The following is a 19831-nucleotide window of genomic DNA, read 5'->3' on the forward strand; positions in this document are numbered from 1 at the left end:
CTACGCCGCGACCTCCGGCTCCGCGGCCGTCCGGGCCGCCGGCGCGGTGACGGACCGGACGAAGCGCGCGACGTCCCGCATGGCCGCACGGGCCTCCGGCAGCACCCGGTTCAGCATCTGGAAGACGTGCATCTGGCCCTTCCAGACCTGGAGCTCGCAGTCGGCGCCCGCGGCGGTCAGCGCGTCCGCGAGCGCCTCGGCCTCGGGACGCAGCACCTCGTCGCCGCCGACCTGGATCAGCACCGGCGGTGTATCGGTCCAGGCGCAGGTGAGCAGGGCCAGCCGCGGGTCGTCGAATCCGGCCGGCCCCACCACGAGGCGGGCGACCCGCCGCGCCGCGTAGGCGCTGATGTACGGGTCGCGTGCGCGGCGCTGCGCACGGGTGGAGAGTTCGCAGGTCAGATCGACCCAGGGGGAGAACAGGACGATCCCGGCCGGGGACGGCAGCCCGGCCCGGCAGATCTCGCCCGCCAGCGTCGCGGCCAGGTGCCCGCCCGCCGAGTCGCCCGCCACGACGATGCCGGACGCGGGGACGCCCCGGTCGAGCAGCCAGCGGTAGGCGGCGACGGCGTCCTCCAGCGGCGCGGGGAACGGATGCTCGGGCGCGAGCCGGTAGCGGGGGACCAGCACCGGCAGCCCGGTGTCGAGGGCCAGCCGGGAGGTGATCGGGCGGTGGGTGCGCGGCGAGCAGACGACGTAACCGCCGCCGTGCAGGTACAGGATCGCGCCGGGAGCGGAGGCTTCGGCGGACGCGTCGCCGCTGCCGCGGGGGACGACCCATTCGCCCTTCACCGGGTGGACGCCGCCGCTCTCGATCCGCGGATCGTGCAGCGGGACGACCCGGACCCGCGAGCCGGTGCGCATCAGCAGCGCCGCGGCGTCCACGGCGGAGCGAGCGGTGCGGATGCTCCCGGCATGCCCGGGCACGCGGTGCATGAAGGGGTGGACGCCCAGGCGGAGCGCGCCGGAGATCGCGCGGCTGCGGACGCTCTGGTCCATCGGCACCTCACTCGCTGTTTCCGTTGTGTTATGTACATGCCCATTTATGTCGTGTAATCAACATCACCGATTGGTTGCGACGTATGCCGCATGCGGCGGGGTCTGTGATCCAGGCCACCGGCCCGTCGCGATACCGTGAGGTCATGAGCGTCGCGCCGCCGTCCCAGCCGCCCTCCTCCGGCGGCTGCGGGCTGGAGGTCTTCTGGGACGACCGGCTCGTCTCCTACGACTTCGGGCCCGGTCACCCCATGAACCCGGTCCGCGTCGAGCTGACGATGGCGCTGGCGCGCGACCTCGGCGTGCTGGACCGCGCCGGCGTGCGGGTCTCGCCGTTCGAGCCGGCCGGCGACAAGCTCCTCCGGCTCGTCCACGACGAGGCCTACATCGCGGCCGTCAAGCACGCGGGCGCGACCGGGCTGCCCGAGCCCCGGTACGGTCTCGGCACCGACGACAACCCGGTCTTCCTCGGCATGCACGAGGCGTCCGCGCTGGTCGCCGGCGCCTCGGTCGCGGCGGCGGAGGCGGTCTGGACGGGCCGCGCCGAGCACGCCGCGAACATCTCCGGCGGCCTGCACCACGCGATGAGCGGCGCCGCGAGCGGCTTCTGCGTCTACAACGACCCCGCCATCGCGATCGCGTGGCTGCTGGAGAACGGCGCCGAGCGCGTCGCCTACGTCGACATCGACGTGCACCACGGCGACGGCGTCCAGGCCGCCTTCTACGACGACCCGCGCGTCCTGACCATCAGCCTGCACGAGTCGCCGCGCACGCTGTTCCCCGGCACCGGCCTGCCGACCGAGACCGGCGCCGACGGCACGGCGGTCAACGTCGCGCTGCCGCCGGGCACGAACGACGCCGCCTGGCTGCGCGCGTTCGACGCGATCGTCCCGCAGCTGCTGCGCCGGTTCCGCCCGCAGGTGCTCGTCACCCAGCAGGGCGCCGACGGCCACGCGCTCGACCCGCTGGCGCACCTGATCCTCACCGTCGACGGGCAGCGGACCGCCTACGCGGCGCTGCACCGGCTCGCGCACGAGACGGCCGGCGGCCGCTGGGTGCTGACCGGGGGCGGCGGCTACGAGCTGGTCCAGGTCGTCCCGCGCGCGTGGACGCACCTGCTGGCGGAGGCGTCCGGCGACCCGGTCCCGCCGGGCACCGAGACGCCGCGGGACTGGCGCGAGTTCGTCCGGCGACGGACCGAGGAGATCGCCCCGCTCCGGATGACGGACGGGACGGACGTGGTGGAGGTGCACCGGTGGGGGAACGGCTACGACCCGGCGAGCCCGGTCGACCAGGCGATCCTGGCGACCCGGCGGGAGGTCTTCCCCGAACACGGCCTCGACCCGATGACGGACGAGTGATGGCGGGCACCGGCGGGCCCCCCGCGCGGGACGAACTGCGCGCGCACCTCGTCCGCACGATGATCGCGGGCGACGTGGCGACGCCGCGGCAGAACAACCTGCTGCACTACCGGCGGATGGCGGCCGGCAACCCGTACTACCAGTTCGGGCTGGAGCTCAAGGCGTCGTGGACCGAGCGTTCCGTGCTGGAGATGATGGTCGAGCGCTGCGGCGTGAACGCCGACCCGGGGCACGTGTACGGGGACGACACGATCGACCCCGAGATCACCCTCGACACGCTGGAGGCGATGGGCGACCGCATCGGCCTCGCGGCGCGCCGCAAGGAGACCGTGGTGATCGCGACGGGGCACCCGGCGACGCTGACGCCGCTCTACCAGGCCGTCGCGCGCGCCCTGAAGGGCGCCGGCTGCCGGATCCTGACGCCGGCGGCGGGCTGGACGTACGAGATCGACATCGACTACGGCGGTTCGGACCTGCGCCGGATCGTCTACGCCGAGCCCGGCGTGGCGATGCTGGAGGGCGAGGACTTCCGCACCCACCACACGCACGACCCGCACCCGATGGAGGCGATGCTCCGCGAGCTGGCCTCCGGTGGCACCGCCGCCGCGTCCGCCAGTAGCGGAAACGGCGGGACCGCAGACGCTGAACGGGACTCTTGGCCGGATCTGGCCATCGCCGATCACGGCTGGGCGGGCGCCGCCGGACAGGCCGGCATCGACACCGTCGGATTCGCCGACTGTAACGATCCGGCGCTGTTCGCCGGCGCCGCCGAAGGCAAGGTCGACGTGGTCGTGCCGCTCGACGACGGCGTATCGCCGCACCATTACGCCCCTTTGACGGCCTACCTCCTCGCCCGTGCGGGCCTGTACTCCGGGGATTGACCTTGCTTACCTTCCGGTGCGGCCGCCGCGCCGGCCACCGGGTGTGACACGGCTGCCGTAACGGTGTTCGTGGGCTTGCGAGATCCCACCGCGAACCTCTGAGTCGCAGGTCATCGCCTGTTTTCGGTTGACAACCACTTGGCCTGCCACCGTCCGTGCCGTCAGCTTCGCGCTCCGTGCGGGAGCAGTGCCCGGACCGCCGCGCCAGGGTCGGATACGGAAATGTGCGGAACTCCCCTCTTGCGACTGCCGATACGCGATTTACGCTGGAGGAAGTACACGTGCGTGATCAAAGTCACCCGAAGGGCCGGTGCGCGGCACGTGTGGAAGAGGGCGTCCGATGAGCTCAGGCGAGCGACCTCTCAGCGAGGTCAGGTTCCTGACCGTGGCCGAAGTGGCCTCGGTGATGCGGGTGTCCAAGATGACCGTCTACCGCCTCGTCCACTCGGGCGAGCTACCCGCCATCCGGGTGGGCCGCTCGTTCCGGGTCCCCGAACAGGCCGTCCACGACTACCTGCGCGACGCGTACATCGAAGCCGGATAACGGGTGAGGGCGGGGCCGGACGGCACCGCCGAACCTTGCCACCCGGCAGTGCAGGGGGCGCCGGAACAGCCCGCCAGGACCGTTCCGGAGCTGGGGAAACAGGACGAGGACCGGCCGGTGGCCGACAGGCCGCCGGGTCCGGCGACCGGGCGGGCGGGGCACCCCCGATGCCCCGCGCGACCCCGGTCCGGGAACGGTCCGGACACCGCGGGACGGGCAGGTGACACCTGCTCCGCCCGCCCCGCGAGGCAAGGTGCCCGGCATCACGCGGCGCGCCGGAAAGCGGGCGCGCGGCGGGGTGCCGGACTCCGCGCGCCATGCCGCGGCGAGATCTCCACCTGGGCAGCGGTACCCTTGGGCAGCGGACCGTGCGCGCGTTTCGAGTCATGCTCGCCTGCGGCACGTTCGTCTCCTGCACAACACCCGATATGCCGAGCGAGGTCTCGTGGGCTCTGTCATCAAGAAGCGCCGCAAGCGGATGGCTAAGAAGAAGCACCGCAAGCTGCTGAAGAAGACGCGCATCCAGCGCCGCAACAAGAAGTGAGCACGCCGGCCGCACAGCCGTAAGGGGTGGGGCGCACAGTGCCTGCCAAGCCCGCCGCCGCGGCCCGTGTCGTCCTCGTCACGGGCGTCTCCCGGTTCCTCGGAGCGCGGTTCGCGCACGCCCTGCAGGCCGACCCGGGCATCGAGCGGGTCATCGGGGTGGACACGGTTCCGCCCACGATGCCGCTCGGCCGCACGGAGTTCGTGCGGGTCGACATCCGCACCCCCGGCATCGCCAAGATCATCTCATCCGCGCGGGTCGACACGGTGGTGCACCTCAACCTGGTCACCTCGGCGTCGGTACCGCGGGCGAAGGTGAAAGAGCTCAACGTCATCGGGACGATGCAGCTGCTCGGCGCGTGCCAGCGCTCGCCCGACGCGCGCAAGCTCGTCGTGCGGTCCTCGGCCGCCGTCTACGGCTCCTCGCCGATGGACCCGGCCGTGTTCACCGAGCGGGACGAACCCGTCGAGCCGCCGACGTCCGGGTACGCCAAGGACGCCGTCGAGGTCGAGGGGTACGTCCGCGGGCTGACGCGGCGCCGCTCCGACCTGACGGTGTCGGTGCTGCGGTTCGCGAACTTCCTCGGGCCCGGCGTCGACTCGCCGCTGACGCGGTACCTGCGCATGCCCGTCGTCCCGACGGTGCTGGGCTTCGACCCGCGGCTGCAGTTCGTCCACGAGGACGACGGCGTCGAGGTGCTGCGGCGGATGACCGTCGAGGACCACCCCGGCTGCTTCAACGTGGCCGGCGACGGCGTGCTGCTGCTGTCGCAGGCGCTGCGCCGCGCGGGCCGCCCGTACGTGCCCGTCCCGGCGCCGTCCATCTCGCTGTTCGGCGACATGGGGCGGCGCTTCGCCGGCATGTCCGGGTTCTCGCCCGAACTGCTGCGCTGGCTCACCTACGGCCGGGTCATCGACACGACGGCCCTGGAGGACGAGCTGGCGTGGCGCCCGAAATACGGGTCGGAGGCGGCGTTCGCCGACTTCGCCGCCGCCCGGGGCCTCGGGCGCCACGGGCCGGCCGCCCGGCTGGCGGCCGCGCTGCTGCGCGGCTGACACGACGCCGGCGCGGCCCGCGGCCGCGCGGCGGAAAGGAGGCAGGATGATGCACGCCCGCCACGAGGACGACGGGGGCGCGCAGGTCATCCGGCTCGACTCGGCCCGCCAGGACGGCGCCGAGGCGGACGGGCCCGGCGGCGCCGGCTCCGCTGCGGGCCCCGGCCCGCTCGAACGCCGCATCGCCTCCGGCCTGGCCTTCCTGCGCCGCCGCATCGCCGGCGAGTACGAGGTCGACGAGTTCGGGTACGACCCCGACTTCAACGAGAGCGTGCTGCTGCCGACGGCCCGCGCCCTCTACGAGCGCTGGTTCCGCGTCGAGCTCGCGGGCGTGGAGAACGTCCCGGCGGACGGCGGCGCGCTGATCGTCGCCAACCACTCCGGCACGCTCCCGCTCGACGCGCTGATGCTGTCGGTCGCGCTGCACGACCACGCCCGCCGGTGCGTCCGGCTCCTCGGCGCCGACCTCGTCTACCAGGTGCCCGTCCTCGCGCACATGGCCCGCAAGGCCGGCCACACCCTCGCCTGCCAGGCCGACGCCGCCCGGCTGCTCGGCAAGGGCGAGCTCGTCGGGGTGTTCCCCGAAGGCTTCAAGGGCGTCGGCAAGCCGTTCGCCGAGCGCTACAAGCTGCAGCGCTTCGGCCGCGGCGGCTTCGTCGGCACCGCGCTGCGCGCCGGCGTCCCGATCGTCCCGGCCGCCATCGTCGGCGCCGAGGAGATCTACCCCAAGATCGCCGACCTGCGGCCGCTGGCCCGGCTGCTCGGCCTGCCCTACTTCCCGGTCACCCCGACGTTCCCGCTGCTCGGCCCCGCCGGGCTCATCCCGCTGCCGTCCAAGTGGATGATCCAGTTCGGCGAGCCGATGACGCTGGAGGAGTACGCCGCCGAGGACGCCGACGACCCGATGACCGTCTTCAACATCACCGACCACGTCCGCGAGAACGTCCAGCAGATGCTCTACGACACGCTGCTGCGCCGCGGGCCCGCGTTCTTCTGACGGCCCGTGCCGGGGCGCGCCCTAGAGTGATCGCATGCCATCGCTGCGCACCCGGATGGTCGCCCGTGACCTGGCCGAACCCCACCGCGCCTCCAGCCCGCTGGAGCTGCTGTTCGACCTGACCTTCGTCGCCGCCGTGTCGCAGGCCGCCGGACGCCTCGCCCACGCGACGGAGGAGGCGCACGCCGCCGGCGCGGCCGGGGCGTTCCTCGCGGTGTTCTTCGCCATCTGGTGGGCGTGGATGAACTTCACCTGGTTCGCCTCCGCCTACGACACCGACGACGTCCCGTACCGCGTCATGACGTTCGTGCAGATGGCCGGCGTGCTGGTGCTCGCCGCCGGGGTGCCGTCCGCGTTCGACGGCGACTTCACCGCCGTCACCATCGGCTACCTCGTCATGCGCGTCGGCCTGGTGAGCCTGTGGACGCGCGCCGCGATCGCCCACCCCGAGGGGCGCGCCACGGCCACCCGCTACGCCGTCGGCGTCTCGCTCGTCCAGGTGCTCTGGGTGTCCCGGCTCGCCCTGCCCGGCGACGGCCCGGCCTGGACGTTCCTCGTCTGCGCCCTGGCGGACCTGTCGGTCCCGCTGTTCGCCGAACGGCCCCGGATGACCACCTGGCACCCGCACCACATCGCCGAACGGTACGGGCTGTTCACGATCATCCTGCTGGGCGAGAGCGTCCTCGCCGCGACGAACGCCGTCCAGGGCGCGGTCGCGCACGGCCTCAGCGCCGGCCTCGTCGTCATCGCCCTCGCCGGCCTGGCCATCCTGTTCACGATCTGGTGGATCTACTTCTCCGAGGAGCCCGGCGAGGGCCTCGCGGAACGCCGCGACCGCTCGTTCGTCTGGGGCTACGGCCACTACCTGATGTTCGCGGCCCTCGCCGCCCTCGGCGCCGGCCTGGAGGTCGCCGTCGCGTCCGCCGGCGAGGGCGAGCACGGCATCGAGGCGGACGCGACGACCGTGGTCGCGGCCACGGCCGTCCCCGTCGCGATCGCGCTGGCCATGCTGTGGGCCCTGCACGCCCCGCTCGGCAACGTCACCGTCCCGCCCCACTTCATCGCCGTCGCGGCCGTCCTCGTCCTGCTGACCGTGCTCGGCGCGTCGACCCTCGGCGTCGCCGCCTCGCTCACGGCGATCGCCGTCGTCCTGGTACTGCTCATCGCGGCCGTCCTCGCCCGCCAGACCCGCACCGCCTGACGCGGTTCACGCCATTTCACCCGGATCGCCGACCCCTGGCCTACGATCATTCAGTTCGCGCCGCCGGGGCGCGAGCGGAGGACGGGGGTCCCATGGCAGTCGAGATCGTCGCGCACGAGGTGCGGATCGACGTCGGCGGCTCCACGCCGATGAACGCGTTCCTGGCCCGCCCTGCGGACGGCGCCCACCCGACCGTCCTCGTCTGCGCGGAACTGTGGGGCCTGACCGACCAGGTCCGCGACATCGCCCGGCAGGTCGCCGCCCTCGGCTACGTCGCCGTCGCGCCCAACCTCTACCACCGCTCCGGCCCCGAGACCGCGGCCGGCTTCGCCGAGAGCGACGCCAACCGCACCCGCGCCTTCGACCTCCTCGGCCACCTCACCCGCGACGACGTCGAGACCGACTTGCGCGCCTGCGTCGCCCACGCCCGCGTGCACGCGAACGCCACCGGAAAGACCGGCGTCCTCGGCTTCAGCCTCGGCGGCCACATCGCCTTCTTCGCCGCGACCCGCCTCGACCTGGCCGCCGCCGCGATCTACTACCCCGGCTGGCTCCCCGTCGCGGGCACCGCCCTCAGCCGCCCGACCCCGCTCCTCGACGACGCCCCCGCCATCGCCGCCCGGAACGTCCGGACGCTGCTGCTCTTCGCCGAACTCGACCACGTCATCGACGCCGACCAGCGCGACCGGATCACCGAGGCCCTCGACGCGGCGGGCGTCCGCCACGAGGAGATCGTCTACCCGGGCGCCCAGCACGCCTTCTTCTTCCCCGGCCGTCCCTCCTACGACAAGGCCGCCGCCGCCGACTCCTGGACCCGCGTCCAGAACCTCTTCAACAGAGAACTCACGGAGTAGTGCTTGGGCAGGGGCCGTGTTCTTAGGGATGGTGTTCTTAAGGATGGTGCTCTTCGGCGCGGTGCTTTAGGGGTGGTACCTGTGCGGGGTCTTCGTGCCCTGGGCGGTAAGGGTGTTCGGGCGGTGGGGGCGGCGCTGTGTACGGGGCCGCCCCCACCGCCCCCGAACCAGCGGACGAGAGACGGGCGGGTGGGATGGAGGGGCTGACAGGGGTCCGTTTCTCCGGGCATGCGTGACTGAAGCCGAAGGTGCCGACGAGGCAGGGTGAGCAAGTAGCGTGCCCTGGGCCATCGCTGGGCCTGGTGGATTTCGGGACGGTGCCGCATGCGTGGGACATGGTTGGCTCCCCCTCCACCGGGGTGGGAACCGTCACAGCGGAGGGGGAGCCATGCGGGCGGGCATGCCGGTTCGCCCGAGATCCGGGGTGGATTCGGGCGAACCGGTGGCGTGAGGGTGGGATGGGTTACGCGGCCCAGGTGGCGGTGGTGTCGGGTGGGCCGATCGTCCCCGGTGGCCCGCTACCACTACGGGATCTTGATCGGGCGCCCGGCGGTGGCAGCAGCCGGTAGATGTATCGCCCGTCGGTGACTTTGCTGATCCCGATCTGGTTCGGGCTGGTGTGTTTGAAGCGGTTGTGCCATCCGCAGGTGAGGGCGAGCTGGTCGATGTCGGTGGGTGAGTGTCCCAGGGCCCAGCCGTTGACGTGGTCGACCTCGCACAACGTCCCCGGGATCTCGCACTCCCGCACCGCGCAGGTGGAGTAGAGGGTCTCCAGCACCTGTCGCTGAGCGGCGCTGGCGAACCGCTCCCGGTAACCGAGATACAGCGGCGTGTGCCCTCGCCCGAGAATCAGCGGTGACACTCCGGCCGTGAGGGCGATGCGGCGGGCTTGGGCGGCAGGGATTGGTGTCCCGTCGGTGAGGCGGGCTGGAGCGTTGCCGCCGGTCAGTGTCTCCAGGTCGCAGATGACGGTGACCTTGGTGGCCTTGTGTCCGCCCGACAGCACACTCGACAGGGCGGCTGCGGTGCGCTCGGCCACGTCGCGGGTGTCCTCAGGCCCGGCCGGCTTGGCCAGCGGGGCCAGAGTCCCGTCCCAGATGGCGGCGTCCTCGGCGTTCAACCAGCCCTTGATGTAGCGGCCACCATCCAGCGACCCGGTGCTAGTGATCCAGGACTTGGCGTACCCGCGCTTGGCGTCCTCGCCAGGTGCGGCCTCGGTGCCGTCGCGTTCGGCGATCACGTCGCAGATCCGGCGGCCGAACACCCCCACCTTCGCCGCCGAGAAACCTTGGTCGACCAAGCCCAGCAGAGTGGTCTCGGCCTCAGCGCAGTCGGTGTCCTCCAAGCGGGCCACACTCTGCGCGACCGTGGCCGCATACCCGTAGGACAGGTCCCCGGCCGCCAGGCGTTCGGCGACTTTCGGGAGGCGGTGCCGCTGCCGGGCCAGGATGAGGCGTTCGGTGGTGCGGTTCTCCCGCATCCCCAGCCGGGACCGCAACCACGCCCGGGTGGAGGGGTATCCCCAGCGTTTCTGTTCACCGGTGGCATCGACCCGGCGGATGAAACCGGCGAGTGCGCTTTCCTGAATATCGCAGGCAGCGGCAAGGCTCTCGGTGAGTTCCAGACACGCCGCCGCCGACTCCGGGGCTTCTCGCTGGGCGAGTTCAGCAGCGATCGCCGAGAGCGCGTTCACCAATTGCATGGTGGACGCGGTCTCCAGGTCGACCGTCACTGATTGCATAGGTAAAGCATACCCTGTGTGGCCGACAATCGCGACTTGGGAGGGGTCGTATTCTGTGGCTTCGGGGATAGGTATGGCTGGATATACCTGTGGCGCCTCGGACCCGCGTGCGGCTGGTTTGTTAATTGTTTTGCTGACCCTTCTGTTGAACACGCGGGCGTGGGCGGGCGGTGGGGGCGGCGCGTCCGGGCGGGGCAGGCGGAGCCTGCCCGTTTGCGCTGCCTTAGGGGCCGCAGAGGCTCGAAAGTCAAGGGTGGACGAAGTCCATCGCGAAGCGACGCCGAAGGCGCCCTTGACTTTTGAGAGGCGGCCCCGTACGCAGCGCCGCCCCCACCGCCCCTGTGGCCCATGCCGCCCAGTACCCACTCTCGAATTCTCAATACTCAATCGCAGAATCTCGGCCTTAACATCGGACGGCTACGCGCACGGACTGCTGGCCAGATCTCCCCGGTCAGACAAAAGGACCCAGCGGTGCAAGCGGTTGATGAACTTACGGACGAAACCGTGTCCGAAACCGTGCTTGAACCATGCTTGAAACCACGTCTGAAACCATGGTGAAAGTGGCTTGAAGGCGACGCCGCGCAGAGTGTCCGGCATGACGACGAAAGCGGTGCAGACGGCCATCGAGGTGGTCGGGCTGCGGAAGGCGTTCGGGGACAAGGTCGTGCTCGACGGGATCGACTTCGAGGTGCCCCGGGGGACGGTGTTCTCGCTGCTGGGGCCGAACGGGGCGGGCAAGACCACGATGGTGCAGATCCTGTCGACGCTGATCGGCGCGGACGGCGGCGAGGCGCGGGTCGCGGGACGGGACGTGGCGCGGGATCCGGACGGGGTGCGGCGCGCGATCGGGGTGACGGGGCAGTACTCCGCGGTGGACGGGCTGCTGACCGGCCGGGAGAACCTGATCCTGATGGCCGACCTGTACCGGCTCGGCCGCGCGGAGGGGCGGCGGCGCGCGGACGCGCTGCTGGACCGGTTCGACCTGGTGGAGGCGGGCGGGAAGCTCGCGTCCACCTACTCCGGCGGGATGCGGCGCAAGCTCGACATCGCGATGACGCTGGTCGGCGACCCGCAGATCATCTTCCTGGACGAGCCGACGACGGGACTGGATCCGCGCAGCCGCCGGGCGACGTGGGACCTGGTGCGGGGGCTGGTCGCCGGCGGCGTGACGGTCTTCCTGACGACGCAGTACCTGGACGAGGCGGACCGGCTCGCCGACCGGATCGGCGTGCTGAACGGCGGCCGGCTGGTCGCGGAGGGCACGTCGGAGCAGCTCAAGCGGATGGTGCCGGGCGGGCACGTGGTGCTGCGGCTGGCCGGTCCAGGCGGCCTGGACGCGGCGGCGCGGGTGCTGCCGGTGTCGGCGCGCGACGACGAGGCGCTGACGCTGCAGGTGCCGAGCGACGGCGGCGTCCGGTCGCTGCGGGCGCTGCTCGGCCGCCTGGAGGACGAGGCGATCGAGGTGGAGGAGTTCTCCGTCCACACCCCTGATCTGGACGACGTGTTCCTGGCCCTCACCGGCGACACCGACGAGCGGAAGGTGGCTTCCCGATGACCGCGATCTCCCAGGTGACGGCGGATTCGGCGACGATGCTGCGCCGCAACCTGCGGCACGCGCTGCGCTATCCGGCGCTGTCGGTGAGTTCGATCATCACGCCGATCCTGTTCCTGCTGCTGTTCGTCGGCGTGTTCGGCAAGGCGCTCGGCAAGGGCGTCGGCGGGGTCGACTACATCGACTACGTGACGCCGGGGATCATCCTGATGGCGGTGGCGTCGGGCTGCATGTCGCCGTCGGTGGCGGTGGCGGTGGACATGACGGAGGGCGTCATCACCCGGTTCCGCACGATGCCGATCGCGCGGTCGTCGCTGCTCACCGGGCACGTCGCCGGCAGCATGATCCAGACGTTGATCAGCCTGGTGCTGGCGGTGCTGGCGGCGGTCGCGATGGGGTACCGGCCGGACGCCGGGCTCGGCGGCTGGTTCGGCGCGGCGGGGCTGATGGTGCTGCTGACGTTCGCGCTGACCTGGTTCGCGGTGGCGCTGGGGCTGCTGGCGAAGGGTCCGGAGGGGGCGAGCAACTCGCCGCTGCTCATCCAGTTCCTGCCGTTCCTCGGCAGCGCGATCGTCCCGCCGGACTCGATGCCGGCCGGGGTGCGGTGGTTCGCCGAGTACCAGCCGTTCACGCCGATGATCGAGGCGCTGCGGAGGATGCTGATGGGCCAGCCCGCGGGGCATGACGCGGCGGTGTCGGTCGCGTGGTGCGTGGGCATCGCGGTGGTCGGCTACGTGTGGGCGAAGTGGCTGTTCAACCGCGATCCGTCGCAGTGACCCAGGCGCGCAGCGCCGCGCGGGCGGCGGCCCGCAGCCCGTCCCGGTCGAGGCCGGCGTACTCCGACACCGCGTCGGCGTACGCCGGCCCGTCGGCGTCCTGGGCGGTGCGGCGGGCGGCGCCCGGCGCCATCGTCGGCTGGAACGTCCGGACGAAGTTGAGCCGCTCGGCCAGCGCGATCATGCGGGCGGCGCGCGCCGGGTCGCCGCCGCGGGCGAGGTCGATCATGGCGAGGGCGAGCAGGATGCCGCCCTGGACGGGCAGGTCCATGAAGAACGCCGGGACGGGCAGCGGCGGGTCGGCCAGCAGCGCCGACAGCTTGGCGGGAAGTGCGGCGGCGACGTCCTCGACGAGGTCGAGCCGGCCGTGCCGGGCGTGCGCGACGACCGCGGCGATGTGCGACTCCAGCGTCCAGGGGTCGAAGGCCGGTTCGATGGACGGGTCCCCGTCGCGTTTCAGCCGGTCGACGGCCTCCCGCCACAGCCGCAGCCCGGTGGCGGTGTCGCCGCGGCCGAGCGCCATCTCCGCGCGGCCGCCGAGGTCGAAGGTGGCGGTGCCGTAGGACTCCTCGGGCCCGGAGACGAGGGACCGGTCGGCCCAGCGTTCCGCCTCGTCGTACTTGCCGAGGTGGAGGTTGACGCCTGCGATCGCCCAGTGCAGGCCGAACATGTCCCGCCACCGGTACCGCTCCATCAGCCGCAAGGCGGTCATCAGGTGCGTCAGCGCGCGTTCGTTCTCGTCGACCTGCATGAGCAGTTCGCTGAGCCGGGAGTGGGCGGCCAGCCCGACCCAGGGCGTGACCGTCGCCTCGGCCGCCTTCAGGACGACCTCGGTGGCGGCGATCGCCCCGTGCAGGTCGCCGGCCCTTTCCAGGACGTATCCGGCGACGACGTCGGCGATGCCGGCGAGGAGCGGTTCGTCACTCGCGCGCAGCTCGTCCAGGGCGGAGGAGCCTTCGGCGAGGATCTCCGGCGCGGCCCGGATGACGGTCGCCATGGCGCCGGCCAGGGTGGACGGCGAGGGCGGCGGGAGGCGGCGCAGGACGACCAGTGCCCGCGTCACCTGCGGGCCCTTCAGCATCAACTCGATCATGGCGCACAGCGCGAGGGCCGCCCGGGCGGTGCCGACCTCCTCCGGCGCCGGCCGGAACATGGTGAGCGCGCCGGAGGCCTCCCCGGCGAGCGCGGCCAGCCGGGTGAAGCTGGACTCGATCGTCCAGAGGGCTCCGAGGACGGCGGTCACCGCCGCGGTCGAGGGTCCGTCGCGGCGGTCGAGCGCGTGCCGCAGCGCCTGCTGGAGGTTGTCCTGCTCGGCGCGGACGATCTCGATCGTCTCGAGCGGTTCGGCATCGAACAGCCGCTCGTGGTGGGCCGTGCCGAACTCGCGCGCCCAGGCGAGCAGGCCGGTGACGGCCCGCTCGGTGTCGCCGGCCTCGTCGCGGTGCGCGGCGCTGAACTCGCGGACGCTCTCCAGCATCCGGAAGCGGGTTCCGACTCCGGTGTCGGTCACGACGAGCAGCGACTGGTCGGCGAGGTCCTCTAGGATCTCGAGCACGTCGTCGCCGACGAGGTGGCGGGCGGCGTCGGCGGTGAACCCGCCGGGGAAGACCGACAGCGCCCGCATGGCTGCCCGGGACCGCTCGGCCAGGAGGGTCCAGCTCCAGTCGACGACCGCGTGCATCGTGCGGTGCCGGGCGGGGGCGTCGCGGGCGCCGCCGCGCAGCAGCGCGAACCGGTCGTCCAGGCGGCGGGAGATCTCCGCCACCGACATGATCCGCACGCGCGCCGCGGCCAGCTCCACGGCGAGCGGCAGGCCGTCCAGGTGGCGGCACAGCTCCCGGACCCGCTCGGCGGGCAGGTCGGCGTTCGGGCGGGCGGCGCGGGCGCGCTGCTCGAACAGCTCGGCGGCGGTCGCCTCGTCCAGCTCGGGCAGCGGGTAGACCGACTCCGACGACAGCCCGAGCGGCGCCCGGCCGGTGGTCAGGACGCGCAGGTCGCGGCTCATCGAGACCAGCGCGCCGACCAGCGCGGCGGCGCGGGACACGACGTGCTCGCAGTTGTCCAGGACGAGCAGCGCCGGGCCGGGGCCGAGGGCGTCGGCGATCCCGGCGACGAGGTCGCCGGAGCCGACCGGCCGGGCGTGCGCGCCCCGCGTCCCGGCGGCCCCGAGGACGGACGCGACCTCGCCCGCGACGTCGCCGTCCGGTGCGACGCCGGCGAGCGGGACGACGTGCACGATCCGCTGCTCGGCCGCCCGCGCGACGGCGTGCGCGAGCCGGGTCTTGCCGAGGCCGCCCGTCCCGACGATCGAGGTGACGCGGGAGGCGCGCAGCAGGCCGAGGACGTTGGCGAGGTCGGCGGCGCGGCCGAGCAGCGGGTTGGGCTCGTGCGCGACGCCGCGCCGGACGGCGGGCGCGCCGTCCAGGGCGGTCTCGAGCAGCAGATCCTGGTGGACGGCGCGCAGCGCGGGGCCGGGGTCGGTGCCGAGTTCGTCGCGCAGTGCGCGGCGGTAGGACTCGAAGCGGGCGAGCGCGGCCGACGGCCCGGCGGTGGCGGTCTCGCAGCGCAGCAGCTCGGCGAGGATCTCCTCGTCGTGCGGGTGGTCGGCGGCGAGTCCGGTGAGCGGGCCGATCGCCTCCGCGCGGCGGCCGAGCCGGGACAGCGCCAGCGCGCGGCTCCGGGCGAGCTCCCGGTAGGTCCGGGCGCGGTCGGCGCGCAGCAGCGCGAGCGGGGACGGGGGATCGCCGCCGGACGCGTCCGGGGGGCCGTCGAACAGCGCGAGGCCGTCCTCGGCGTGCGCGAGCGCGGCGGCGTGGTCGCCTTCGCGGGCGCGGCGGGCGCTTTCGGACGCGCTCGCCAGCACGGCGGACGCGTCGACCGCCGCCTCGTCCAGTCCCAGCCGGTATCCGGACGGGGTGCTGGCGATGACGTCCGGGCCGAGCTGCGAGCGGGCCCGCGAGACCAGGACCTGCAGCGCCTTGCCCGGGTTCGCCGGCCGCTCGTCCGGCCAGAGGCCCTCGACCAGCCGGTTCACGCCGAGGCCCGTGCGCGGTTCGGCCGCCAGTAGCGCGAGCAGGGCGCGCAGCCGGGGGCTGGTGACGTCCCGTCCGCGGCAGGCGACCCGCGACAGCAGCGCCAGTTCGACCTTCACCCGGGCGGTCCTCACACGGACAGGGTAGAGCGTGCCGCGACAACTCGCGATAGGTCGCGAGTTGTGGGCATCCGCCTCAGTTCGTCCGGTAGTGGCGGCGGAGCGCGATGCCGGCGGCGACGCCGCCGGCCAGGGCGCCCGCGCCCGCGGCGGCCGGCAGCGCGACCATGGTCACCTTCCGGCCGGTCCGGAAGTCGTGGATCGGCCAGCCGTGCTCCCGGGCGTGCTCGCGCAGCGCGGCGTCGGGGTTGACGGCGTGCGGATGGCCGACCGCCGTCAGCATCGGCAGGTCGTTGACGGAGTCGCTGTAGGCCGAGCAGCGCGACAGGTCCAGCCCCTCGCGCGCCGCCAGCGCCCGGACGGCCTCCGCCTTCGCCGGCCCGTGCAGCAGGTTCCCGACGAGCCGTCCGGTGTAGACGCCGTCCCGGGTCTCGGCGACGGTGCCGAGCGCGCCGGTCAGCCCCAGCCGGTGCGCGATCGTCCGGGCGACCTCGACGGGCGTGGCCGTGACCAGCCACACCTGCTGGCCCGCGTCCAGGTGCTGGAGGGCGAGGGTGCGGGTGCCGTGCCAGATGCGGTCGGCCATCACCTCGTCGTAGATCTCCTCCGACAGCCGGACGATCCCGGCGACCTTCTGCCCGGCGACGAAGGCCAGCGCGGCCTCCTTCGCGCTGCCGATGTGCTCGGAGTTCTCCGTGCCGCGCAGCCGGAACGCGGCCTGCCCCCAGGCGAACATGGCCAGGTCGCGCATGGTGAACAGCTTGCGGGCGGCCAGGCCGCGCGCGAAGTAGTAGATGGACGCGCCGCGCATCATCGTGTTGTCCACGTCGAAGAACGCCGCCGCGGCGGGGTCCGGATCGGGGAGCGGGTTCGGCTGCGTCGCCGCCGCCGCGGCCGCCTCCCCGGCGCTCACGTGGTCCTCGGGCTTGCCGCGCTGCCAGAATCGCCGCATACGCCCGAGCCTAATCACTCCGCGCGTTCCGGCCGTCGTCGCGCGCCTCATTGCGATCGGTGTCACTGAGCCGGTCGCGCGCACGGTCGGCCGCATGGACGCCGGTCCCCGCGCCGGTCCCGGTGCTGATCCCGGGCCCGGGGCGGCCGGCGGCGGTCACCAGGCGCTCGCGCAGCAGGGCGCGGAAGCGCGGGTCGGGGCCCGGCTCGGCGGCCCCCGGCGCCGGCGGGCGCAGCCCCGCCAGGCGCAGTCCGTCCAGCCGCTGCCCCGCCTCGACGATCTTGTCGTGCCTGTTCCTCACGTCCGCAAGAACGACCGGGCGGCCCGGCGGGTTACGGTCTGGAGGTGACAAGGCGTCCAATAAAGCGCCGGGACGGGCTAGTGGCGCAGGTCGTCCGGGAGCATCCGGGCGAGCGAGCGGACGGCGCGGTACTGCAGCGCCTTGATCGCGCCCGACTTCTTGTCCATGATCAGCGCGGTCTCGGCGACCGACAGCCCGTGCATGAACCGCAGCACCACGCACTCCTGCTGCTCGGAGCCGAGCCGGCGGACGGCGGCCAGCAGCGTCCGGTGCGTCATCGCCTCCAGGACGGTCCGCTCGGGCCCCTCCTGCGGGCGCTCCGGCTCGACCGGCTCGGCCGTGCACACCTCCAGCCGGTAGCGGCCGGACTTGAAGTGGTCCGCGACGAGGTTGCGGGCGATCGTCACCAGCCAGGCGCCGAAGTCCTTGCCCTGCCAGCGGAAGTCGCGGATGCGCCGGAGCGCGCGCAGGAACGTCTCGCTGGTGATGTCCTCGGTGAGGGAGTGGGCGCCGACGCGGTAGTAGACGTAGCGGTAGACCAGCTCCACGTAGTGGTCGTAGAGGGAGCCGAACGCCTCGGCGTCGCCCTCGCGGGCCCGCATGACCAGCGCCTTGAGCACCTCGGCGCGGTCGGTGCCGGGAGCGGACTCCCGGGAACGCCGAGGAAACGGGACGACCCGTGCTTCGAGGGCCAAGCTGCTCATGCAGTTCTCCTCGGGGCGTACGCGACCTCCGACGCGATCTGCCACTCTAGATACCGATGCGTACGCCAGGCAATGGGTCCGGCGCGCCCGGACCGGTGATGCGGAACCGGCCCGCGGGACCGCCGGACGGGCGGCCCGCGCGGCGGGCGGTTACCTCTCATCGCCCGCCATCGGGCACCATGGGGACGCCATGGTCGATGCCCTCATCGCGTTCGTTGCGACCCTTGGTGCCCTCGCGGCCACCGGGTTGCTCGTTCAGCGCGCCTACAAGGACCGGCTGCTCTACCTGATCGCCTGGTCGTTCACCCAGGTCGGCCTGACCCTCGCGCTGCTGTGCATGGCCATCGGCTTCATGGCCGGCTACAACGGCCTGTTCTTCCGCGTGATGGAGCTCGGCGCCGCGCTCGTCGGGCCGGTCTGGCTGGCCCTCGGCATGATCGAGCTGATCGCGCGGTACGTGCAGGTCCGGTTCGCCGCCTGGCTGTTCACGGTCTCCTACACGGTCGTCGCGATCGTCATCCTGCTGGTCGACCCGCTCAAGGGCTCGCTGTCCAAGAGCCTGCCCAAGCCGAGCGCGACCTACGACGCGCTGCCGCTGCTGCTGATCGACGGCGCGCACCTGGTCGCGGTGATCGCGCTGGTCGGCTGCACCGGCGTCACCGCCTACCTGGCGAGCAAGCGCGACCGCGAGGCCGGCGAGCTGCTCATCCCGGTCGCCCTCGTCGCGCTGGCCGGGGTGCTGGTGGTCAGCGGCACCCGCGGCTTCCTGCCGGCCCCGCTCGCGGTGATCGCGCTCGGCGCCGCCGCCGGCCTGGTCTGGTACGGCGCGATGCGCACCATCCCGGTGTACGAGGAGGACGAGGGCTACGACGAGTACGGCGAGGAGTACGCCGACGAGCCCGCCACCGGGTACGAGGAGCAGGCGTACCCCGAGCAGGTGCACGCCGCGCGGTCCGAGCCCGTCCCGGCGCCGACGCCGCCCGCCGACCCCCGGCGCGGCGAGCTGCGGTTCCCCGAGCCGGCACCGGCCGAGGAGCTGCGCTTCCCCGACCCGCCGGCGGAGCCCGCGGCCCCCGGGGCCTTCGACCCGGCGTCCTTCGACGCGTCCGGGTTCGGCTCCGACCCGGCCGGCCCGACCAGCGTGGACGGCCCGCCCGCCGTCCCCGAGCCCGCGCTTCCCGGCGGTGCCCTCGCCGGGCCGCCGGGGCCGCCGGGGCCGCCCGGGCCGCTCGGCGCGCTCGGCCCGTCCGGCGGCCTCCCCGTTGGCCTCCCTGGCGGCCTTCCCGGCGGAGTCTCCGGCGGGCTGCCCGACGCGTGCGGCCAGATCACCGTCTACACGCTGCTGGACGGCCGCGAGGACGCCTTCGATCGGCTCGCGGCCGACCTGGTCCGGGCCGCCCGGTCCGCCGAGCCGGACACGCTGATCTTCGCCTGCCACGAGGTCGTGAACGGCCCCACCCAGCGGATCTTCTACCAGCTGTTCCGCGACGAGGCGGCGTTCGCCGCGCACCGCAGGCAGCCGCATCTGCAGCGGTTCATGGCCGAGTCCCGCACGCACGTGCTGGCCACCAACGTGATCGAGTTGCGGCTCGGCGCGGCCAAGGTCCCGCTGCCCGCACCGGACCGTCAGGGGAGGTGAGCGTGCCGTCCGACGCGGAGGTCCGCATCACGCTGCTCGGCAAGCCCGGCTGCCACCTGTGCGACGACGCCCGCGCCGTCATCGAGCGCGTCGCGGCGGAGCTGGACGTGCCGTGGGACGAGCGGGACATCACCCGGTCCGAGGAGGACACCCGGGAGTACTGGGAGCAGATCCCGGTCACGCTGGTCAACGGCGTCCAGCACGACTTCTGGCGGGTCGACGAGAACCGGCTCCGGGACGCGATCGCCAAGGCCCGCCGGGCGTCCTGACCGCGGGTCCGACCGGGGTCCAGAATCCGGTTCGGAAACAGGCGCGGCCGGAACCGAGGATGGGACCCGGCTGAAACGCGGGCTCGGAAATGTCTCATCGGTCACACCGTGCGGCGGCGCGCCGGGCGGGCGGCCCGCAGGTACGGTCACGAAACGCGCTGCTGGGCGGGCTTTGTGCGGCGGCCCGCGGACCAGGCGTCCGGCCCGTCGGCCGGGGGGCACTTTGTGCGCGTATTCACAAAGGCTTAACCTGATGGATAGCCCTGGGGCGGTCCGGCCGCGGCCGTGCGGCCGGCAACCAGCCGGGGTGAGG

At 73.1% G+C, this 19831-nt stretch carries 18 protein-coding genes; 12 read left to right on the forward strand and 6 right to left on the reverse strand.

Features of this window, described 5'->3' with window-relative positions:
* A complete protein-coding gene (locus ACA514_RS15700) occupies positions 1–999 on the reverse strand; it encodes an alpha/beta hydrolase (protein WP_375041856.1) in 999 nt (332 codons plus the stop codon).
* Between the two features lie 143 nt (positions 1000–1142).
* Here ACA514_RS15700 and ACA514_RS15705 point away from each other — a divergent pair, with 143 nt between their 5' ends.
* From ACA514_RS15705 to ACA514_RS15740, 8 genes are all read left to right on the forward strand, one after another.
* On the forward strand, positions 1143–2357 hold the full coding sequence (locus ACA514_RS15705) for an acetoin utilization protein AcuC (protein ID WP_375041857.1): 1215 nt from the start codon (positions 1143–1145) through the stop codon (positions 2355–2357).
* A complete protein-coding gene (locus ACA514_RS15710; protein WP_375041858.1) occupies positions 2357–3238 on the forward strand; it encodes a phosphatase in 882 nt (293 codons plus the stop codon). Before ACA514_RS15705 ends, ACA514_RS15710 begins: the two co-directional genes overlap by 1 nt.
* 340 nt (positions 3239–3578) lie before the next feature.
* Positions 3579–3782, forward strand: a complete 204-nt coding sequence (locus ACA514_RS15715; RefSeq protein ID WP_067466901.1) for a helix-turn-helix domain-containing protein — start codon at positions 3579–3581, stop codon at positions 3780–3782.
* A 445-nt stretch (positions 3783–4227) separates the two neighbouring features.
* Positions 4228–4326 carry a 30S ribosomal protein bS22 gene (locus tag ACA514_RS15720; RefSeq protein WP_018654693.1) on the forward strand — a complete coding sequence of 33 codons (99 nt, stop codon included), beginning with the start codon at positions 4228–4230 and terminating at the stop codon, positions 4324–4326.
* A 38-nt stretch (positions 4327–4364) separates the two neighbouring features.
* Positions 4365–5381 (forward strand): NAD-dependent epimerase/dehydratase family protein, encoded by a 1017-nt coding sequence (locus ACA514_RS15725; protein WP_375041859.1) that lies wholly within the window; start codon positions 4365–4367, stop codon positions 5379–5381.
* A 46-nt stretch (positions 5382–5427) separates the two neighbouring features.
* Positions 5428–6378, forward strand: coding sequence for a lysophospholipid acyltransferase family protein (locus ACA514_RS15730; RefSeq protein ID WP_375041860.1), 951 nt, complete (start codon positions 5428–5430; stop codon positions 6376–6378).
* A 34-nt stretch (positions 6379–6412) separates the two neighbouring features.
* Complete coding sequence (locus ACA514_RS15735; protein ID WP_375041861.1) at positions 6413–7579, forward strand: low temperature requirement protein A; 1167 nt, start codon at positions 6413–6415, stop codon at positions 7577–7579.
* A gap of 92 nt (positions 7580–7671) precedes the next feature.
* On the forward strand, positions 7672–8433 hold the full coding sequence (locus tag ACA514_RS15740) for a dienelactone hydrolase family protein (RefSeq protein WP_375041862.1): 762 nt from the start codon (positions 7672–7674) through the stop codon (positions 8431–8433).
* A 463-nt stretch (positions 8434–8896) separates the two neighbouring features.
* Here the strand turns inward: ACA514_RS15740 and ACA514_RS15745 are convergent, their stop codons facing one another.
* The gene (locus tag ACA514_RS15745) at positions 8897–10174 is read right to left on the reverse strand and encodes a DUF222 domain-containing protein (RefSeq protein ID WP_375041863.1); all 1278 of its coding nucleotides are present in this window, start codon (positions 10172–10174) and stop codon (positions 8897–8899) included.
* Between the two features lie 595 nt (positions 10175–10769).
* Between ACA514_RS15745 and ACA514_RS15750 the strand changes: the two genes are divergently transcribed.
* Both ACA514_RS15750 and ACA514_RS15755 read left to right on the forward strand, forming a co-directional pair.
* A complete protein-coding gene (locus ACA514_RS15750) occupies positions 10770–11729 on the forward strand; it encodes an ATP-binding cassette domain-containing protein (RefSeq protein ID WP_375041864.1) in 960 nt (319 codons plus the stop codon).
* On the forward strand, positions 11726–12502 hold the full coding sequence (locus tag ACA514_RS15755) for an ABC transporter permease (RefSeq protein ID WP_375041865.1): 777 nt from the start codon (positions 11726–11728) through the stop codon (positions 12500–12502). The genes ACA514_RS15750 and ACA514_RS15755 overlap by 4 nt, the downstream gene beginning before the upstream one ends.
* On the opposite strand, the gene ACA514_RS15760 is transcribed toward ACA514_RS15755, so the two are convergent.
* The 4 genes from ACA514_RS15760 to ACA514_RS15775 all read right to left on the reverse strand — a co-directional run bounded on the left by ACA514_RS15760 (position 12480) and on the right by ACA514_RS15775 (position 17610).
* Positions 12480–15668, reverse strand: coding sequence for a BTAD domain-containing putative transcriptional regulator (locus ACA514_RS15760; RefSeq protein ID WP_375041866.1), 3189 nt, complete (start codon positions 15666–15668; stop codon positions 12480–12482). The two genes, ACA514_RS15755 and ACA514_RS15760, sit on opposite strands and share 23 nt — an antisense overlap.
* A 61-nt stretch (positions 15669–15729) precedes the next feature.
* A complete protein-coding gene (locus ACA514_RS15765; protein ID WP_375041867.1) occupies positions 15730–16605 on the reverse strand; it encodes an HAD family hydrolase in 876 nt (291 codons plus the stop codon).
* 10 nt (positions 16606–16615) lie between these two features.
* Positions 16616–16906 carry a hypothetical protein gene (locus ACA514_RS15770; RefSeq protein ID WP_375041868.1) on the reverse strand — a complete coding sequence of 97 codons (291 nt, stop codon included), beginning with the start codon at positions 16904–16906 and terminating at the stop codon, positions 16616–16618.
* Positions 16907–16983: 77 nt separating this feature from the next.
* The gene (locus tag ACA514_RS15775; protein ID WP_375041869.1) at positions 16984–17610 is read right to left on the reverse strand and encodes a sigma-70 family RNA polymerase sigma factor; all 627 of its coding nucleotides are present in this window, start codon (positions 17608–17610) and stop codon (positions 16984–16986) included.
* 190 nt (positions 17611–17800) lie between these two features.
* Here ACA514_RS15775 and ACA514_RS15780 point away from each other — a divergent pair, with 190 nt between their 5' ends.
* Positions 17801–19249, forward strand: a complete 1449-nt coding sequence (locus tag ACA514_RS15780) for a putative quinol monooxygenase (protein WP_375041870.1) — start codon at positions 17801–17803, stop codon at positions 19247–19249.
* A gap of 2 nt (positions 19250–19251) precedes the next feature.
* On the forward strand, positions 19252–19518 hold the full coding sequence (locus ACA514_RS15785; RefSeq protein ID WP_375041871.1) for a glutaredoxin family protein: 267 nt from the start codon (positions 19252–19254) through the stop codon (positions 19516–19518).
* Positions 19519–19831 lie beyond the last annotated feature (313 nt).

This window comes from Actinomadura sp. NTSP31, assembly GCF_041951385.1.
Lineage (GTDB): Bacteria > Actinomycetota > Actinomycetes > Streptosporangiales > Streptosporangiaceae > Spirillospora > Spirillospora napierensis.